Source organism: Pelagicoccus sp. SDUM812003 (assembly GCF_031127815.1).
In the GTDB taxonomy this organism is placed as follows: Bacteria; Verrucomicrobiota; Verrucomicrobiia; order Opitutales; family Opitutaceae; genus Pelagicoccus.
The window spans coordinates 14,222-33,077 of the sequence record NZ_JARXHY010000027.1 but is presented as its reverse complement, the minus strand read 5'-3'; the positions used below and the strand labels follow the sequence as shown (position 1 = coordinate 33,077).

The following is an 18,856-nucleotide window of genomic DNA, read 5'->3' as shown; positions in this document are numbered from 1 at the left end:
AACACGATCAACACGCTAAGGGGCTTTACCCGACCGCTCGGACACCGATCCGGCATCACGACTGATCGATTGAAGTTCTAGCGAGGCTCGAAACTGGATAACACAATTTCTGTCAGGCACATACGAGCCACAGTTGGATTAGGCACAGGCGGGGAAGTCTTTTTCGTGAAGACTTCCCTCAACTGTTTTTAGGGTCATCGCCAAACGCGAGAGAACAAACCGGCAGCGATGCGGGAGCTCATGCGATCGCTCACTCGCTACTGACCGTGATGGCCTTGGGTTCCGTACCGTTCCTTGGTGGAAGTGAGGGGTCGGCTGGTAGGCATGCGTTCTATTTCGAATTCAGGAGGGTGATAAACCTCTCCCTGTCATCGCTGTTGAGCCATTTCTGTTCGGCGATGGCTAGCGCTAGCCGATTTGGCGTGATGTGTCTGGATGTTGGCGAGGTCGCGTTCAACACCTCCGAAACGAGGAGACGAAGCGACTCGTTGTTGTTGTTGTAGGAATTGATCAGGTCGAAGTATCGCATGTCGGCTGGTAGGTCGAAGTGACCATTTGCCGGGACGAATTGGAGAAACCACCACAGGAGTTCCTTCTGAACGGCTGAATCGGCGCTTCCGTCGATCAGCTCACGGAGAAAGTCTGGATCTGACTTGCTCGTGGACCAAACGAACTGGCGCATGCCGGTCCTTCTGATCGTTTCGTCTTCTATCGACTCGACGAGCTCCCAGGAGAACTTGGGGTCGATCGATGCTAGTCTCGACGTGATGGCCACGATGGAGCGATCGGTTATCGAATCGCGATCGATGCTCTTTATCAGGTCCAGCGACTGATCAAGCAGCGAGTGGGTTCCCCACTCGTGTATTATTTTCGGAAAGGCGTCTGCGAACAAGTCGTCGGATTGGAACGCGAGCAGATGCTCTATGCTCTCCCGAGGCTGATAGCGGGCCCAACCGCTATAAACGCTTATCCGAGCGTCGTCCTGCTCGGTTGGAGACGCGATTTGCTTGATGCGCTCCAAGGCGGCGAGGGGTTGGTAGTAGCCCCACATGTCCCACTTGTTTCTGCGCCACTGGTCCAGTTTGAACGGATCTTCAATTTGCGCTTCGTATTCGAAAATCTTGGACAGATCGTCGTTGTAGAAGAGTCGACGCAATATCGTCTTTGCGGAGCAGTCGACGCAATCGACCTCATCGGAAAGCTGGTTGTAGAATTGGAAGGCCTTTTCGATGTCGGTTTCGGCTGCCCCATGAATTAGCATTTCGGCTTTGAATGCCCGGTCCTGACCGAAGTTGGTTAGCGTGAGAAAGAACTCCCACGCCTCTTCGGGCTCGTTCCGCACCCAGGCCAGCAGGGCGTAGCTGGCGTATTCTTGTCTTTTTGCGGTTTCAAGATCGAGAGCGTAGTTGACTGCAAACGCGCCGTCGAATCGAGCGAGCTCTTCAACAACTATGAAGAATAGGGACTCTCGATAGGGACTGTGAGGCAGGCTCTCGACAAGATGCATGAAAGCGTCGACGTCTTGTTCGCTTAGCTTCTCTCGAAAGCTGGCGATCGCCTCCATGTTCCTCTGTTCCACCGCGACCGATAGGGAGGCGATGGTGTCCTCTGAGGCGCTTTCGGAGCTCAGAGCGACGGCTGCGGGAATGAGACAACCGATCAAGAATGCGCGAATAGGGGGTGGGGCTATGGTCTTCATGAGATGGATTCGAATTCTACAGTAGCATGCTCGGAAAAAAACGAGGCCTGCTCGTGGCAACATTAGAGCAAGTGGGTTTGCTTTAGCGAGTTGGATTTTCGAGGTGAGCGAGCCTTGTTTATCGGATGGCTCGCGCTGCTTCGGGGGCGCATGAGCGTTCCCTCGCAGAAGCCTATCAACTCGGATTGGGCCATGCCTGCGTTTGGTTCACGCAACAGGTGGACCCTCGGAAAGAGCTTTCTGAGTTGATCGTATCGGCGCTTTCCGAGTCGAGTCGTTCCTCTCGTTGTCCGTTCAGATCTCAGGTAGGAAATCGCCCGTTGAGCTGCCGGCGACTTTCTCGAGAAGGACCGATTATCAAATTCGGTTTAGCAGTTCGTCATGGCTCGCCGAGGCTTTGTCGACTATCGATTCGCCCATATCCAGCCCCGAGTGGATTTGATTCGAAATCGATAATCGCTTTTCTGATCTGATCGATATATCAGAGGTATCGTTTGTAATATTCGGGGCGGGGCTTGTCAGCAGTTCCATTTCGAATCGAAAGTACGAAGCTCCCCCAACTCCTCTACCCCAACTCTAATGTTTCGATCGATAGTCATGGCCTTGTCGTGTTGCTTGGGCGTTCGTCTTTGCCAGGCAGCAACCGCGCAGTCGACGACTTCGCCACTGAATTGGGAGTTGACGCTGAGCGAGCTGAGCGACTTGGCTCGGGAAGCGTACGATCTTTGGTTGGCGGAGCATTTGAGCGAATCGCAATTTGAACAACCCTCGTTTACAAACTTGGAGTCGGATCCGGATGGCGATGGACAAAGCAATTTTTTCGAATTCGTAGCCGATCTGAATCCCGTGGATCGCGACCTGCGCTTTCATTTGGAGTTCAAGGAAGGCGACGTAACGCGGCTTAGGTTCTGGCCGTTGCGGGAAGGAGTGAGCTGCGAAATCGCATACAGTTTGGATGGGAAGTCTTGGTCTGTCTTGGATGAGGATCTGGTTTCCAGGTTTGGCGACGAGGCTGCTGCCGATGTCAGCTCGTTGCCGGACGGAGCGCTCTATTCGGTCAAACTGGCCGGCGGTCTGCCTGCGACCTATCGTTTGATCGAGGCGGGCGTTTTCTACATGGGCTCGCCTGAGGATGAGGAAGGTCGGTCGACGAGCGAAACCCGACACGAGGTTACATTGACCCGTTCGTTTCGCATCGGCCGCACGGAAGTCACCAACGGACAGGTGGTGAAGATTTTGAATTGGGCTCTCGAAGAAGGCCTGATCGATGTGGATGAAGAGACGGGTTCGGTGCGAAACCAGGAAGGCGACCCGCAACCGCTGCTGTACTACGACAATCGATACACGCCAATTCGTTTCGACGGAGATTCGTTTGTCGTTCAGCGTGGATACGAGAACTATCCTTCTGGCCGCATCAGTCGCTACGGAGCATTGGCCTACTGTCATTATTTGACGCGTATGGAGGGCGGAGTGCAACAGGCCGTGGACCTTGCGACGTGGCGTGTGGACTTTCGGAAAACGGGATACCGCCTGCCGACGGAAGCCGAGTGGGAATACGCTTGCCGGGCGGGGACCACCACAGCGCGCTACGCGGATCTGGAATCGGCTGGCTGGTACCGCGAAAACAGTGGGAGCCGAGCTCACGAAGTCGGGCAGAAGCTAGCGAACCCTTGGGGCCTGTACGACACGCATGGAAACCTGTTCGAATGGGTCTATGATGGGTTCGTCGAATTCGATGAGGAACCAGCTGTAGATCCGGTTTTGAGCGGCGAGGGCGTTTATGTTTTCAAGGGTGGAAACTACTTCGCGTCGGCGCGATACAGCCGCTCGGCCCATCGCGGCTGGAACTCGCCGGACACGATGCGTGACGATTTCGGTTTCCGCGTAGCGGCCACTTCCGGCTTGGAAACGATTCCCTACGTTGATGCGGGAAAGGATGCGCAAGCGATCGACGAGGATGGGAACGGTTCGGCGACGGTCGCATTGGATGGGTCGCAGTCTAAGGATCCGGATGGAAGCATCGTTTCCTGGAAATGGAGCTGGCCCGGTGGGGCTGCCAGCGGGGCGAGGGTGGAAGTGGCGATGCCAGTCGGCGTGAACGAGGTAACGCTTTCCGTTACGGACGATGAGAGTAACCAAAGTTCTGATACGATCACGGTCATCGTATACGAATACGTGCCGCCGCAGATTGGGCAGGTCGTCGTGCCCGCAGGTTCCTTTGTGATGGGTTCGCCCTCGACCGAAATTGGCCGCGTCGGTGGTCGGGTTGAAACGCAGCATCAAGTGACGCTAACCCGCGACGTTTCAATCGGCCGCACGGAAGTGACCAACGCCGAATTCGTCGAAGTCTACAACTGGGCGTTGATGAACGGCCTGCTGCTCGTTGCTCCGGGTGGAGTTGCCAATGCGGAGGGCGATTCGCAAACGCTGATGCGATTCGAGGATACCAATGGGCAGGTTTATCCTGGTCCAACGGGATTTGAATACGCGGTAGGAAAGGGGGCCTATCCTTGCGTTGGTGTGAGCTGGTATGGGGCTATGGCCTATTGTAGCTATCGATCTCGTATGGAAAACGACGAGTCGCTTGCCGTCGATTTGAGTGACTGGACGATCGATCTCGAGTCGACCGGTTATCGACTTCCAACGGAAGCCGAGTGGGAGTATGCGTGTCGCGCGGGAGTGAATACAGCGTTTTATACTGGTGAAATCAAGGAGACCGGGAGGACCCGCCTGGATGAGAGCCTCGACCAGGCGGGATGGTACGCGGGCAACAGCTCGGGGCGCATCTTTCCTGTCGGACAGAAGGCGGCCAACGCATTCGGCTTATTCGATATGCACGGCAACGTATGGGAGTGGTGTTTCGATAGCGAGGGCGACTATGACGGCGACGCTATCGATCCGACCGGCGCCGGAGCCGAATCGATCTATCGTATACTGCGTGGTGGTTCCTGGGACGCGGCCGCAAAAGACTGCCGATCAGCGAAACGACATTGGACCTTCCCTTGGAACCGGCATGAGACGCTCGGTTTCCGAGTCGTAAAAAGCATCCCCTGATAAAACTGGGTACGAAATCTAGGCGCTAAACCGTTCCCATGCTTCCGGCTAAAATAGGGATCGCGCCTCAATGCAGCGTCGCCGAGCCCGCAGGAACGTTCCGAGCTGCTTGCCTAGCGGCTTCCTAGGGGGCGGAACGCAGGTTGAGCGACAAAGAGATGATGGAGAACTCGGCGGGCCGCTGCAGCGCAACCGCGATTTGGATACGGATGCGATGGGCGCTGATATCGGCGGCGGTCATGGTGCTGCCTAGGCCGCAGCGGACGCTGAAAGCGTCACGTTCCGTGTAGCCGGCGAACGCTCCGTCTCGCCAAAGGTCCCGCAGAAAGGCTTCGATAGCGTTGCGAATGCTGGACCAGGTGCTGGCGTCGTTGGGTTTGAAGACGAAGGGCTGGAGACCGCGATCAACGGATTGCTCGATGAAGAGAAGCGTTCGTCGGGCCGGGATGTAGCGCAGTTCAGGATCGTTTCCGGCGAGGGTTCTCGCTCCCCAGACAAGGGTGCCGCGCCACGAGAAGGCGCGGATGGCGTTGATGGATTTTCCGCCCTGGGGGTCGATGTTGAGCGGAGCTTGCTGAGAGCTGGACAGGTTGATCGTGACACCGGAAACGCTTGTTAGGGCGATGTTGGCGGGAGCTTTCCAGACGCCGCGGCGCTGATCGGTTTTTACGATGGCTCCGGCGATAGCCCCGCTTGGGGGCAGGCGGTTGGCCGCTTCTCTGACGCCTGCTTTGATTTGCCGGTAGGCGTCGCTGGCGCTCTCCAGTTTTTGGTCGTACTCGCGCAGCAGGTCTGGGTCGCGGCTCGAACGAGTCATCAGGCCCAGGAGCTTGGCGGCATCGCGATTCGGGCGGTGAGGGGGGCTGAGGACGGGTTCCAGGAGCGAAGGGTCGCCGCCAAACAGGTTGCGCGCATCGATCTCGTCCGCTCGAACGACGTTGGCCTGAAGAAACGGGTAGTAGGCTAAGCCGAAGCTTAGGTTTTGGTTTCCCACGCGGGAGCGGTACGCGGCGATCCCGTTTAGGTAGCTGGAGGACTCGGGGGCTCGGCCCTCGCTGACGTCGAGAATGCTCACGGCCGAGAGTGTCCGGGCGTTTTGCTGCAACATGCTTTGCATGAGGCTGGCGTTCTCTGTCGGCGAGAGCAGGGCAGCGTCGGGGCAAAGGGTGAGCGTCGGCTCGGTTTTCGACTCGAGAGCTGCGAGGCCGGTCTGCAGTTCGGAGAGGCGCACGTTCCGGTTCACGATGGACCGAGGGTCGGTCGCCGGGGCTCCGTCTGGCTTTCCGTAGGGACCGGTTGAGACGATGTAGGCGTCGCCGCCCCCGTTGTCATAAAAGAGTCGCAGGCTGTCGAAGAGGTAGTAGATGGTCCCCGCATCGGGCAGGATCGAATGCGTGCTTCCGTGGAGGTTGATGAGGTCGACTGAGGACGGCGAGCTCCCCGGCTTCAGGTGAAAGCTCGGCCTGCTCGAGCCGTTTTCCTCGGGATCGTGGGCCCGCCCGAAAATGCGCACGAACTCTTGCAGCGAAGCGATCTTGGTGGGCTCGTAGCGGTAGGGCTTTCCGTGGGTTTCGCACCGTGGGGTGTAGCCGATGAATGCGGGAACGGCGGTGCGGATAGGCTCGATCGATGGCGGGAGCAGGCCGATCTCCTTCACGTAGACGCCGGGAGTTCTGTAGATGCGATGAGGCAAGTTGGATGGTGTTGCGGGCTGGCGGGCGGTAGGCTGGCTTAATCCAATGGCAGGGCGATGGTAGGCTCAAGCGTCAATCACCCCAAGTGGTCAGCGCCGTTTGTCGTTTGCCGCGAGCGTTGCCCATCGAAGCGATAAGGGTCGACCCGTCGGTCGTTCTTAGGCCTACTTGAATTGTGGCTGGGACGGCTTAGCTCGCTCCCGCCGAAGCGCCGCCAACTACGCATCATGGAAACCACTGACCAACCCGCATCCAAGTTCGACGATCTTCTTGACGCTCTCACCGCGGCTGTCGCCTCGGAAGACGCTCTCCGCTGCGTCGAAGTGATCAAGCAAGCAGATGTCGACGACACGGCCAAGCTCGTGGACCGCCTCGATCATGAGGACCGCCGTTCGCTTTTCGGCCTGCTCGCGCCGAAAAACGCCGCCGAGCTGCTCGAGCACGTGCATTACTCTCAAGGCGCCTCCATCATCGAGGATCTGGCTCCAGAAGCCGCCGCCCCCATCCTGGCTCGGCTCGACAGCGATGATCGAGTCGACCTGCTCAACGAAATGCACGAGGACGACTCGGAGGCGATTTTGGAAGTCCTCAAAGTCGACGTCGCCGAGGAGACCCGCCGTTTCATGGCCTTCCCCGACGGAACGGCCGGCTCGATCATGTACAGCGAGTATGTCTCTTTCCACCGAAAGGCCACGGTCGAAGGCATCCTGCAAGACATCCGAGCGAAGCGGGAAAAGTATCTGGAATACGGCGTGCAGTACGCCTACGTGCTGGACCGGGGCCGTCGACTGGTCGGCGTGCTGCCGGTGCGCAACCTCCTTTTCGCCACGCCGGATCAAAGCGCGTCCGACATCATGATCCCCAATCCGATCACGGTCAGTCCGGAGACTTCCGTGATCGATCTGGCTCACCTTTTCGAGCAACACCATTTCCTCGGACTGCCGGTAGTGGACGATTCCGGCCGCCTTCTCGGGATTGTGGACAGGGAGGCTTCGACGGAAGCCCTGCAGGAGGCGGCGACCGAGGACTTGCTGAAGATCCAGGGACTCATGGGTAAAGAGGAGCTGCGCTCGATGCCGCTCATGGTGCGTAGCCGTCGCCGGCTGGCCTGGCTCAGCATCAACATCGTGCTCAACCTCATCGCCGCCAGCGTCATCGCCTTCCATCAGGACACCTTAGAGGCGGTCATCGCCTTGGCCGTGTTTCTGCCAATCATTTCGGACATGTCCGGGTGTTCTGGAAATCAGGCCGTGGCCGTCTCCATGCGGGAGCTCTCGTTGGAGCTCATCAGCCCCAAGGAATTCGGCCGCGTTTTCCTGAAGGAATCCTCGGTCGGCCTGATCAATGGGCTTTGCCTCGGACTTCTTATCGGAGGCCTGGCTTGGCTGTGGAAAGGCAATCCCTACCTTGGCGCCGTGGTCGGGACCGCGCTCGCTCTGAACACCACCATCGCCGTCTGCGTGGGCGGTCTCGTTCCCCTCCTGCTCAAGGCATTCAAGCAAGATCCCGCCCTCGCGTCCGGCCCCATCCTGACCACCGTGACCGACATGTGCGGCTTCCTCTTGGTGCTGGGCCTCGCCTCGCTTGCTCTCCCCTGGCTCATTTGACGGGTAACAATGCCCCGAAAACGTTATGCGTTTTTCGATTATTCTTCCCTCTTCCTCGAAGCGATTGAAGTGAACGGACTTGATCTAAAATTCATAAGTCGTTGAAGAAAAGACAAATACAGTTTTAGAAATGCCCTGATATGTGCAAATGTGTGTAAATTGGCGTTTCGCTGGGTGAGTGGCGAACTCATCCAGACCCAATGCGGGTAATGTCTAGAGCGGTGGGTAAAACGAAGGCGCGCTTTGAGGCTCCGCCATCGGAGGAGTTGCCTGAGCGGATGGATGGATTCGTGAAATGGTTCAACGATAGCTCAAGCGAGCTGAGGCAAGCTCCAGTTCGCTCGGCCTTGGTCCACCTATATTTCGAGTCGCTACATCCGTTTGAGGATGGTAACGGACGTATCGGACGGGCTTTGTCGGAAAAGGCGATATCGCAGGGGTTGGGGAGACCTGCCCTATTGAGTCTTTCCCAAGCATTAGAGGCGGACAAATCGGCCTACTATGATGCTCTTGAGCAGGCTCAGAAATGTAACGAAGTGACTTCATGGATACGGTACTTTGTTGGTATTGCCGCGCAGGCCCAAGCGAGGGCGGAGGAGCAGATTGATTTCGTTCTCAGGAAAACTAGATTTTTCGATACGCATCGTGAAGTGCTGAGCGAGCGCCAACTAAAGGTGGTCCGACGAATGCTCGATGAAGGTCCAGATGGCTTTGAGGGAGGAATGAATGCTCGAAAGTATGGAAGCCTGACTGGCGTGTCCAAGGCGACAGCGACAAGGGATCTTCAGACTCTGGTTGAGCAAGGTGTTTTCGTTCCCACCGGGGGTGGGAGGAGCACACGCTACAAGCTTAGCCTCTAGGAATGGCCTGTTTCACTTGATGATACCTTCCCAGTTCAGGCCGAATTTCGCGAGGTACTTGCGGAGGCGGTCGGAGTCGTTGCTGGTTTTCTTCTGCTTTCTGGATACGGCGAAGAGTTTACGTCCGGCGTCGGAAAGGTTCTTGGAGTCTCTGCAGGTGCGGAGAACGGCTGCGAGTTGAGGTTTATCGAAGGGGTCGATATCGTTGGCCTTGTCTTCAGGAATAGCCTCCAAGAGTTCGTCGTCCGCTGTAGGTTTTTCCGCTGATCCCCATTGACATTGAAGGCGTGAGATCTCGGCTTCGACGATCTCCTGGTTGATGCGTTTGCCACCTGCCAGAGTCGCCATGCGGGTGATGCTGGCGTTGAGATCGCGGAAGTTTCCAGTCCACTTCGCGTTAGGACTTGTGGCGAAGGATTCGTAGACGCGTCGCGCCTCCTTGTTGAAAAGAATCTGTCGCCCGTGGTCTTTGGCGTATCGGGAAAGCTCGTACGAAATGTTCGGCTCGATGTCCTCCTTTCGCTGGCTCAGCCCGGGCAGCTGATAGGACCAGAGATTTATGCGAGCGAGAAGGTCGTCTCTGAAGCGGCCCTTGGTGACCTCCTGTGAAAGGTCTCGGTTGGTGCCGGAAATCAGGGTGAAATCGCTCTCCGCTTCTTCGTCCGCTCCCATTGGGAGAAAGCGTTTCTCTTCGATCGCTCTGAGAAGCATGGCTTGCTCATCGAGACCGAGTTCCCCGATTTCGTCCAGAAAAAGTACGCCTTTGTTGGCGGCTTTGAGCAGTCCGGCGCGATCGTCGAGAGCGCCGGTGAAGGAGCCTTTTTTGTGTCCAAAAAGCGCGGACATCGCTCCATCGCCGCGAAGGGTGGCGCAATTGACCTCGACGAAGGATCCGCTGACGCCCCGCTTGGCTCGCTTCACTTCGTAGATGCGGCGAGCGAGCTGGGATTTGCCGGCGCCGGTAGGGCCGGTGATCAGGATTGGATGAGGGGAGCGAATCGCGACTTGCTCGATCTCTCGGATCATAGCGTTGAAGGATTCGTTCAGGGTCGCGATGCCGGATTTGAGTTGAGTTTCCGTATCCAGTTTTTCGATCTCGAAGCGGGCTGCGAGCTGGTCGTAGCGGGATAGGTCGAGGTCGATGATGCGATAGTCGCCAGGCGAGGAAGATGGGTCGTGCTTCGGAGGGGAGGTTTGAATGAGTCGGGCCGGAAGATGTCGCGATTCCGCGAGCAGAAAGAGGCAAATTTGGCAAACGTGGGTACCGGTCGTGATGTGGACGATGTAGTCTTCGTTTTCGGTGTCGAAAGGGTAGGAGGTGGCGAAGTCGTAGAGGGCTCCGTAGACGCTCTCCAGGTCCCATGGATCACCTAGGTTCACGGGGTGGCGAATGATCTCCGTTTCGGGAGAAACTGCCTGCATATCCTCGCTGACCGTTTTCGCCAGCTGGGCGAACTTAGGTTCGTAGAGCAGTTCGAAGCGATCGATGAGCAAGTCTTCTTGCTGGCATAGGGATACGGTCGGCCGCCAACGATCCCACCGCCGTTGAGGGTCGAAGGAGTCGAGCTGTACGCCCAGTATTCCGATGGAAACCAGCTTCTTCATGTGTATAAGAAGAAATAGAAGAATATAAAATATTCTAGAAAAATATGGAATATGTGGCGATGATCTTCGGAGAAATCTGATGGAGAGAAAAATAAAGCATTCATAAAGTGTTGTTTATGAATAGTATGTGGGAGGTTTATGTGACTCCGTTCGGAGATTGGCACGTGTCGTGATTAAGGAGGGGCAAGTTCAGCAAAACGCTGGAATGCAACTCAACCCAAAGGAGAACGATACCAATGGCTAACAAGACACTCTTCCAAACCTTACGAGGCGCTTTGATTCCTTCCGCGGACGCGGTGAACGAAGCGGGAGGCGTTGCCTACCAACGCAGTGCAAAGCAGGCCCTCGCACAGTATGTGGCGACGGGATGCCTGAATGGATCGTTCTACGCCTCGGCTGGAGAGCAGTTGGATCAGGTGATTGAGTTGTGCAAGGATGTGGAGAATGGATACATCGCCCGGCTCGCCATCTACGCCCGACGTTCCGCTTACATGAAGGATACGCCTGCCTTGCTGTGCGCAATCTTGAGTGGCCGCGATTCCGAGCTGTTCGACCGCGTTGCGTTCGAGGTTCTGGACAACGCCAAGATGATCCGGACTTTCGTGCAGATCATGCGTTCGGGAGTGGTGGGACGAAAGTCTCTCGGAACCCGACCAAAGCGTGTGATCCAGGAATGGCTGTTCAACCAGTCGGACGATCAGCTGTTTCGAGCATCGGTCGGCCAGTCCCCTTCGATCGCGGATATCATCAAGATGGTGCATCCGCGTCCTAAGGACGATGCGCGGGCAGCCCTGTACGCTTACTTGATCGGTCGCGAGTACGACGCCGATTCTTTGCCTTCCTTGGCTGCCGAATACGAGGCTTTCAAGGAAAAGGCTTTGAGCGGACCGAACCCGCCCGCCCTCAAGAAGGCTATCCGCATGCACCGGAAGTCCAAGGACGAAGCCTTTGCTAAGGACGTACCGGACGTGCCGTTTCAAATGCTGACCGCTTTGCCTATCGGCTTCGCGGAGTGGGCGACCATCGCTCGCAACGCGCCTTGGCAGATGACTCGCATGAATCTGAACACCTTTCAGCGTCACGGCTTGTTCGAATGTAGTGAAATCGTGGATATGGTTGCGGAACGCCTTCGGGATCCGAAGCTGGTTCGCAAGTCCCGCGTCTTCCCGTACCAGCTTCTGGCTGCGTACAAGGCCGCGGACTCCACGATTCCTGCCAAGATCAAGAACGCGCTGCAGGATGCTCTTGAAGTGTCGGTGGAAAACGTGCCTTCGATCGCCGGAAAGGTGGTCGTTTGTCCGGATTCCTCGGGATCGATGGGTGCTCCTGTTACAGGCTACCGTCGAGGTTCCTCGTCTTCGGTAACCTGCGTGGATGTGGCGGCTCTAGTGGCTGCGGCCTTCCTTCGCAAGAACCGGAACGCTCAGGTGCTGCCGTTCATGGAGCGCGTGATCGACGTGGACCTTAACGCTCGAGACAGCGTGATGACGAACGCGAAGATTCTTTCGAGGCTTGGATACGGCGGTACGAACTGCTCGGCTCCTCTGGCTCGCTTGAACGAGCGTCGCGAATCGCCTGATCTGGTGGTTTTCGTCTCCGACAACGAGTCCTGGGTCGATAGTGGAAACCAGCGTCAGGGAACGGCCATGATGCGCGAGTGGGAGAAGCTGAAGACGCGTAACCCTTCCGCGAAGCTGGTATGCATCGACATCCAGCCGAGCAGAACGCAGCAGGCGGTTTCCCGTCGGGATATCCTGAATATCGGAGGCTTCTCCGATGCGGTGTTCTCCACGGTCGCCGAGTTCGCGAACAACCCGATCGATCGCGATCATTGGATCAAGGTCATCGAGGACGTTCAGATTCCTTAAACCAACCCGTCGGGCGGCGACGATCGTCGCCCGGCGTTTACAGACTGTTCTTTATCATCTTACGTCTCTGCGAATGCGGAGAAGACTACATCTGGCTAACGGGAGTTTGACGGAGCGCCGAAGGCGCGGAGATGGGACGACGCCATGCGTCGGTCGCTTCGCGATTCGGCTTTGCCGAACCACTCTCCCCTTCGGGTTCGGTTCGCCGCGTTCGTTGTGATGTCCTCTCCAGATTCGTCGCAGTTCGGCGTATCCAGTTTTTCGATTTTCGCGCGAATGCCGAAATGACTACATGCTTCAGGTGCAGCAGATGCGGGTTCGAGCCCCGTCGGACCGCCCAATTTATCGGTCCGTAGTTTAAAGGTAGAACGGCTTAGTTCGTCATTTCAAATTCTCGTCGCGCGATTCTCTTTCCATATCATTCCCTTTCACGCGAATGCAGATGGGACTACATCAGGATCTATTGGTTGCAGGTTCGAGTCCTGCCGCTGGCCTCCATTGGCTGGCGTAGCTCAATTGGGTAGAGCAATAGCAAACGTCTCATCACGAATTTGTCGCGTGAACCAGTCTTGGCTAAATGCGCTTCGCGAGTACATCTGTCATATGTTCCCCTCGAAAAGCATCCCTTGTTAGCCATCCTAATCTCTGCAGCGAATGCTGGCGGAACTACATCAGTAGAAGCCGAAAGGTAGGCAGGTGCGAATCCTGCGCGTTTCGTCGATCCTCGTCGCTGCATCCCAATTTCCAAACAAATATAATGAAAACAATCTACATAGACGGCTCTCTTGGTGAGGGTGGTGGACAGGTCCTACGCAGCTCCTTGAGCCTATCGATGATCACCGGTCGCCCTTTTCGAATAGAGAAGATCCGAGCAAAGCGATCCAAGCCGGGATTGATGCGTCAGCACCTTACCTGCGTGCGTGCGGCTGCCGAGATCTGCGGAGCCGAAGTCGAAGGCGACGAGCTGAAATCGCAAGCGGTGAGCTTTGTTCCTGGTAAGGTGCAGTCTGGAGAGTATCGCTTCGCGGTTGGTACCGCGGGAAGCACTTCGCTCGTATTTCAGACGATCTTTCTCCCGCTCCTTTTGGCCTCTGGTGACTCCATCGTGCAATTCGAAGGCGGTACGCACAACAGCAAGGCCCCGAGCTTTGATTATCTGGCGAAAGCGTTTCTTCCGTTGATTCGAAAGATGGGCGCGGAAGTCGATATTGAGCTCGTTCGGGCTGGATTCTACCCGGCTGGGCAGGGGCAGTTCGTCGCGGAGATTCGATCCATCGATTCGCTTTCACCCATACAGATTCTGAATCGTGGCGAGTTGAAGGCACGGATCGCCGAAGCGGGTCTATGCAATCTCGATGAGCGCATCGGCAAGCGTGAGCTTTCCAAGCTAGCGAAGGCTCTCGACTTGAATCTCTCTGAAATGAAGGTTCGCCAGTACGAGGGTTCCGCGGGTGTGGGTAATGTGCTTTCGCTTACTTACGACTTTGATGAGCTCTCGGAGGTTTTCACCGGTTTCGGAGAGAAAGGAATCACTGCCGAGTTCGTTGCTCGGGGCGTTTCCAAGGAAGCTCTCCGGTATATCAAAGAGGACGCGCCTGTTGGGGATTATCTCGCCGATCAGTTGCTGCTGCCGTTCGCTTTGGCCGGAGGTGGCAGCTTTAGGACGCTGGCTTTGAGCCAGCATTTTCTGACGAACAAAAACATCATCGAGACCTTTCTCGATGTGGAGATCGTGACCACTCGCCAGAGCAGGCTCTCGTGGCTAGTGGAGATCAGAAACGGATGACTGTTTTGGACCCATGAATAACTCAAATTTGCACCAATCTTTTAGGAAGTTATAGATACATTCGTGATGATTCGAGGAATTCGTGGGTTGGTATATCATGAAAAACAAAGATTTATTAGATATAGGCATTCCGGCCGGAGATCCCCTCCGGTCGGCGATGGAGGTTATCAAGCAACTTGCCAATGACGGAAAGCGTTCCGGTGACATGCGTTTGATATTGTCGGCAGTGGTCCAGAAGCCGGGCGACTTCTTGCAGGATGGGCTACTAGGCGATCTGGCGGAGAAGCTGCACGGAAAGCGCTACGTCGCTCGCGAGACCCCTGCGCCCTACAAGCAATGGGGAGAGGATTTGGAGGCTGTATCCATTCAGCAAATGCTCAATGGCTGCAGTCTGCCGGTCGCCGAGCGTGGAGCTTTGATGCCAGACGCCCATCCGGGCTACGGCCTGCCGATCGGTGGTGTTTTGGCGACGAACAACGCGGTTATTCCGTACGCGGTTGGCGTGGATATCGCCTGTCGCATGAAGTTGAGCGTGTTTGATATTCCAGTGAAGCGTCTGCTTCGAGACGAAGGAAACGGTCGCTTCACGGGCGCTCTGAATACGGAGACCAAGTTCGGCGTTGGCGGATTCTTTCGCGAGAAACGCCAGCACGATGTTATGGACCGCGACTGGTCGGTTTCGCCGATCACGCAGCAGTGCAAGGACAAGGCCTGGAAGCAGCTAGGAACCAGCGGAAGCGGAAACCACTTCGTCGAGTTCGGCGAGATCGAGATTTCGGATACGTCGCTTGGCGTAGCTCTGGGTACCTATGTGGCTCTGATGAGCCATAGCGGTAGCCGCGGCACGGGCGCCAACGTGGCCGCTCATTACTCTAAGCTAGCGAAGGACTCCCATCCGGAATTGCCGAAGGAGTTGCAGCATCTGGCATGGCTGGACCTCGATTCCCAAGACGGTCAGGAGTACTGGAAGGCCATGGAATTGATGGGGCATTACGCGGCTGCGAACCATGCCTGTATCCATAAACATGTGGCGGAGAACCTAGGCCTTGAACCGATACTAGACGTTGAGAACCACCATAACTTCGCCTGGAAGGAGCAACACGACGGCAAGGAAGTCATTGTTCACCGCAAAGGCGCGACCCCGGCAGGCGAGGGTGTCCTAGGCGTGATCCCAGGTTCCATGGCGAGTCCGGCTTACGTGGTGCGAGGAAAAGGCAACCCGGAGTCTCTAAACTCGGCCTCTCACGGAGCCGGTCGCGTCATGAGCCGCAAGCAAGCCGCATCGAAGCTGAACTGGAAGGACGCCAACAAACTCCTGCAGGAGCGAGGTGTTCGCTTGCTGTCAGCCGGAATCGACGAAGTTCCGTACGTCTACAAAGACATCGACGAAGTCATGGCCGCCCAGTCCGACCTTGTCGAACCGCTTGCACGCTTCTTCCCCCGCCTGGTGAAGATGGCTCCCGCAGGAGAGCGTCCGGAGGATTGATTGAGGTTAAGCGGCATTTTTTACTATTCCCGCTTATATTCGAAACCTGGTCAAAATCGATGCGGTCCGAGGCTTTTGCTTTCTTTTGCTAGGGAGCCTGTCAAACTGAAGCCATTCGAATCATGAGTGCTTCGACGTTTGTCGCTCCGCTTCAACTTAGCCATCGCCACGCCCGGTACGAGGATATCGAGCCTTGCTTCCATGCCCTGGGCGAGCCGTTCGTCTTTTACGAGCGCATCCGTTCTCAGGTTCCGGATTTGTTGAAGGACTGGCTACGGAGCGGGCAGCTGGTAGCCCATGTGATCGAAGAGATCAGTCAGTTGCGTAATCCGCAGATCGTGGGCTTCAGTGTAGTGGCTTTTGTGGCTGAAGCGTTCGCGGAACGTCTCCGGCAGGCGGATACGCCGTTTGCCAGAGCGGAGTTGGCTCGGCGGGAGCTGGCGGGGGAACGCCTAGTTTTGCGACCGGAGGAGATCCGTAGATTGAATCAAGGCCCGGGGTTGACCGCTTTCTATTTCAACCAGGCTTTGACTCATCGCTCGCTTAACGAGGAGCAGTTGCACCAGGTGCATGCTCGCTGGGGAGACACTTTCACGGATTTGAGAGGCTTTCGCATGCGTGAGGTTTTTTGCGAGGTTCACGACGAGCGTACTTGCCAATGGGGCTTGTCCTGCGGGCAGACGCTGAAGGGCGTTTGGCGAGACCTGCGGCTAGAAGCGGGTTCGTCGCCGATGGATGTTTTTCAGGTCGGGACCAGCAATGCGGAAATCGCGAACGCTAAAGGAACCACCGCTTCCTATCTGTTCAACGAGATTCCAACCCGCTTTCGGTTCACCCAACGCCAGCAGGAGTTGCTCAAGCTGGCTTTGGCCGGATCGACGGATCAGGAGATGGCGGGACAGCTTTCGCTTTCGTTGCCAGCTATCAAGAAACGCTGGATTGCCGTCTACGAGCATGTAAGCGAGCGCGAACCTGGTTGGCTGGAGGAGCAGGATAGTTGTCTCGCCGGCAACGAAGCTCGCGGCGCCGAAAAGCGCCGCAAGCTCTTGCATTATCTGAGACAGCACCCGGAGGAGCTGCATCCGGCCAACGCAAGCCGGGATTGATCTTAGTAGACGTATAGGTCGAATGAATACTGCTCTGCGGCGCTGCTTCCCGAAAGGTGCTCAGACTCTCGAGCCAGGCGATCCATGCCTTGGAAGGCTCCGCCTACGAAGTTTAGCACGATGACGGAATCTTCAGCGTTGAGGGCGCTCAGGTCTTGATCGCTGAGGAAAGCGTTGATAGATCTGTAAGCGGAGATTACGCGATTGCGTTGCCAGTTCCAAAGCTGGGCTCGCGACTCGCTTTCCTGTTTCCCGATGGCGTAAAGCAGATAGGCTTTCGCCCGCAGCAGCGCGCCGTGGCCTGCCTTTTCTCGAGTTTCGCCCACCACTTCGTAAGGAAGTGTTTCCAAGCGATCTCGATACCATTTCTCGACGCGATCGCGAGCGGCGACGAAGGTCGTCTCGCATCGGATCATGGCGGGACTAAGCGATTCGGCGATCTTTGCCAACTCCTCGTTGGTCTTCGCGATCTTTGAGCGAACTGCGGTGGCTGAGCTGGGCTTGGCTGGTTTTGTGACTGACTTGGAGGGACCGTCGATCTCGCGGTACAGGGCCATTTCGCTGGCTCGTTCCGCGTCGGACATGGTTTCCCAGTGAGCCCTGTATTCAGGATCTGATAACAGCCTGCTGGTTAGAGTTCCCATACCGCCATCCGGTTGGTTAGCACGGTTTTTGTCCCGGGTTGCAGCCAGAGCGGCAGCGGCGGCTTCCTTTTCCCTTTGAGATTTCGAAAGCGATTGCAGGCGAGCGAGGCCGCCGAGCCGGGCGACGATGGAGTTGCTCTCCGCAGCTTTGCGGGCGTTTTTCTCCGCCCGTTCGGCTTGCCCAGTCGAATCCCAGCTCTCTCGGATCTGATAGGCTCGGTCTTCGAGGTCGGACTGAAGACGATCGAGCTTTTCGAAGTAGGGACCGTAGCGAGCGGGGATGTCGGTGGTGTATGCCTTTTGTGGATCGGAGAGAGGAGCCGGGATCTCGCGCAGCGGGGCGATCAGGTTGATGCGATCAGGCAAGCTCTGGGTCGACAACGGCGGTTCGACCTCGGCTTTGGTCGAGCCGTAGCGCTCGTTGAAGTAGTCTATTTCCTCCCGGAATTCGCGGTCGGACCAAGCTACGGCGGACTCGAGGAAGGCGCTGCTATTGACGCCCCCCGTATGCTTGGTATCGGCTTCCAGGATGGCTTGATAAAGTTCGTTGAAGTCGCTTTCCGGCTTGGCCTCGCTGTATGCGATGACCGAGCTGCTCGCGATAATGGCTCCGAAACGAATCATTGAAAAATGAATACAGCGTTTAACAGATGTTTTCATATCGGGAGATTTCTCCGTTTTGGATTAAGAGCAAAACGTCAGTCCGTACCGTGCAGCGCACTGAAGCATCTGTTCGATTTCCTCGGGTGCGACAGAAGGGCGGGCATGAGGGCAGTCCTTCTCCAGTCCGACCTCGGCAAAGAAGTTTTCGAATCCGGCAGGCGTCAGGATCACTGCCATACGAGCAATGGCGTCCCCGCAGTTTCGAAAACTGTGCTGCTGTCCCCGTGGAGCGAATACGACCGAATTGGGTCCGGCGACGTGCACGGTGTCACGCGAGGCGAACTCGATTTTGCCCTCGAGTACGATGAAGATCTCATCTTCGCGTTCGTGGATGTGAGGTGGTGGTCCCTCGCCTGGGGCGACGTTAGCGAAGAAGAGGCTGAGAGCCTGCCCGGTGTCGGCGCCCGACAGCTTGTGGATCTGGTAGTCGTTCAGGACCCAGATGCCTCGACCCTCGGTCGGATTGATCACACGCAACGTTTGGTTGCGGTTTGAAGTGGCTAGTGTATTCATAACGGTTTTCGGTTGAGGAGCCAACTTTAGCGAAAACCGCTGAATCGAATAATGTCCTAAAAGGATACTTTTGGTGGCGGGTGCCCCAATACCGGCTACGTAGTGCCCGATCGATGGAAAGCGTTCTGCGGATTTACGCTTGAGTTTGTCCGCAGTGGTAGAGAAGCCGAACGACTTTATGGAAGACTCAACTTTTGCGCGGCCCCACTAAATAACCGATCCGTTCCTGTTCAGAAGAGAATTCGACGAGTAGAGATGGATTTTTCGTATC

Annotated in this window: 12 protein-coding genes and 1 tRNA gene; 8 read left to right on the top strand and 5 right to left on the bottom strand. The window is 56.6% G+C overall.

All coding sequences use genetic code 11. The features are described from left to right. Window positions 1-331 precede the first annotated feature (331 nt). Window positions 332-1,699, bottom strand: coding sequence for a hypothetical protein (locus QEH54_RS21830; RefSeq protein ID WP_309020848.1), 1,368 nt, complete (start codon window positions 1,697-1,699; stop codon window positions 332-334). 579 nt (window positions 1,700-2,278) lie between these two features. Here QEH54_RS21830 and QEH54_RS21825 point away from each other — a divergent pair. After that, the gene (locus QEH54_RS21825) at window positions 2,279-4,753 is read left to right on the top strand and encodes an SUMF1/EgtB/PvdO family nonheme iron enzyme (RefSeq protein ID WP_309020847.1); all 2,475 of its coding nucleotides are present in this window, start codon (window positions 2,279-2,281) and stop codon (window positions 4,751-4,753) included. Between the two features lie 124 nt (window positions 4,754-4,877). Here QEH54_RS21825 and QEH54_RS21820 read toward each other — a convergent pair whose 3' ends face one another. Continuing rightward, entirely contained in the window at window positions 4,878-6,446 is a 1,569-nt protein-coding gene (locus QEH54_RS21820) for a phage tail sheath C-terminal domain-containing protein (protein WP_309020846.1), read from the bottom strand. Window positions 6,447-6,674: 228 nt separating this feature from the next. Here QEH54_RS21820 and mgtE point away from each other — a divergent pair, with 228 nt between their 5' ends. Beyond that, a complete protein-coding gene (mgtE, locus tag QEH54_RS21815; RefSeq protein ID WP_309020845.1) occupies window positions 6,675-8,054 on the top strand; it encodes a magnesium transporter in 1,380 nt (459 codons plus the stop codon). Between the two features lie 158 nt (window positions 8,055-8,212). Beyond that, window positions 8,213-8,914, top strand: a complete 702-nt coding sequence (locus QEH54_RS21810) for a Fic family protein (RefSeq protein ID WP_309020849.1) — start codon at window positions 8,213-8,215, stop codon at window positions 8,912-8,914. Between the two features lie 12 nt (window positions 8,915-8,926). Here the strand turns inward: QEH54_RS21810 and rtcR are convergent, their stop codons facing one another. Next, complete coding sequence (gene rtcR, locus QEH54_RS21805; RefSeq protein ID WP_309020844.1) at window positions 8,927-10,519, bottom strand: RNA repair transcriptional activator RtcR; 1,593 nt, start codon at window positions 10,517-10,519, stop codon at window positions 8,927-8,929. Window positions 10,520-10,755: 236 nt separating this feature from the next. Here rtcR and QEH54_RS21800 point away from each other — a divergent pair, with 236 nt between their 5' ends. The 5 genes from QEH54_RS21800 to QEH54_RS21780 all read left to right on the top strand — a co-directional run bounded on the left by QEH54_RS21800 (window position 10,756) and on the right by QEH54_RS21780 (window position 16,765). Further along, window positions 10,756-12,387 (top strand): TROVE domain-containing protein, encoded by a 1,632-nt coding sequence (locus QEH54_RS21800; protein WP_309020843.1) that lies wholly within the window; start codon window positions 10,756-10,758, stop codon window positions 12,385-12,387. A 351-nt stretch (window positions 12,388-12,738) separates the two neighbouring features. Next, window positions 12,739-12,885 (top strand) — tRNA-OTHER (locus QEH54_RS21795). A 259-nt stretch (window positions 12,886-13,144) separates the two neighbouring features. Then, complete coding sequence (gene rtcA / locus QEH54_RS21790; protein WP_309020842.1) at window positions 13,145-14,173, top strand: RNA 3'-terminal phosphate cyclase; 1,029 nt, start codon at window positions 13,145-13,147, stop codon at window positions 14,171-14,173. A gap of 97 nt (window positions 14,174-14,270) precedes the next feature. After that, window positions 14,271-15,659: an RtcB family protein gene (locus QEH54_RS21785; RefSeq protein WP_309020841.1), complete on the top strand. Its 1,389-nt coding sequence runs from the start codon at window positions 14,271-14,273 to the stop codon at window positions 15,657-15,659. 122 nt (window positions 15,660-15,781) lie between these two features. Next, on the top strand, window positions 15,782-16,765 hold the full coding sequence (locus QEH54_RS21780; protein ID WP_309020840.1) for a hypothetical protein: 984 nt from the start codon (window positions 15,782-15,784) through the stop codon (window positions 16,763-16,765). A gap of 2 nt (window positions 16,766-16,767) precedes the next feature. Here the strand turns inward: QEH54_RS21780 and QEH54_RS21775 are convergent, their stop codons facing one another. Next, window positions 16,768-18,033 carry a hypothetical protein gene (locus QEH54_RS21775; protein WP_309020839.1) on the bottom strand — a complete coding sequence of 422 codons (1,266 nt, stop codon included), beginning with the start codon at window positions 18,031-18,033 and terminating at the stop codon, window positions 16,768-16,770. A gap of 60 nt (window positions 18,034-18,093) precedes the next feature. Beyond that, the gene (locus QEH54_RS21770) at window positions 18,094-18,585 is read right to left on the bottom strand and encodes a cupin domain-containing protein (RefSeq protein WP_309020838.1); all 492 of its coding nucleotides are present in this window, start codon (window positions 18,583-18,585) and stop codon (window positions 18,094-18,096) included. Window positions 18,586-18,856: the final 271 nt, after the last annotated feature.

What these genes read in the sequence shown, in the direction of transcription:
- QEH54_RS21785 (WP_309020841.1), top strand. Translation starts at nt 14,271, where the DNA reads ATGAAAAACAAAGATTTATTAGATATAGGCATTCCGGCCGGAGATCCC.
- QEH54_RS21800 (WP_309020843.1), top strand. Translation starts at nt 10,756, where the DNA reads ATGGCTAACAAGACACTCTTCCAAACCTTACGAGGCGCTTTGATTCCT.
- QEH54_RS21830 (WP_309020848.1), bottom strand. Translation starts at nt 1,699, where the DNA reads ATGAAGACCATAGCCCCACCCCCTATTCGCGCATTCTTGATCGGTTGT.
- QEH54_RS21780 (WP_309020840.1), top strand. Translation starts at nt 15,782, where the DNA reads ATGAGTGCTTCGACGTTTGTCGCTCCGCTTCAACTTAGCCATCGCCAC.
- QEH54_RS21825 (WP_309020847.1), top strand. Translation starts at nt 2,279, where the DNA reads ATGTTTCGATCGATAGTCATGGCCTTGTCGTGTTGCTTGGGCGTTCGT.
- rtcR (WP_309020844.1), bottom strand. Translation starts at nt 10,519, where the DNA reads ATGAAGAAGCTGGTTTCCATCGGAATACTGGGCGTACAGCTCGACTCC.
- QEH54_RS21775 (WP_309020839.1), bottom strand. Translation starts at nt 18,033, where the DNA reads ATGATTCGTTTCGGAGCCATTATCGCGAGCAGCTCGGTCATCGCATAC.
- mgtE (WP_309020845.1), top strand. Translation starts at nt 6,675, where the DNA reads ATGGAAACCACTGACCAACCCGCATCCAAGTTCGACGATCTTCTTGAC.
- rtcA (WP_309020842.1), top strand. Translation starts at nt 13,145, where the DNA reads ATGAAAACAATCTACATAGACGGCTCTCTTGGTGAGGGTGGTGGACAG.
- QEH54_RS21770 (WP_309020838.1), bottom strand. Translation starts at nt 18,585, where the DNA reads ATGAATACACTAGCCACTTCAAACCGCAACCAAACGTTGCGTGTGATC.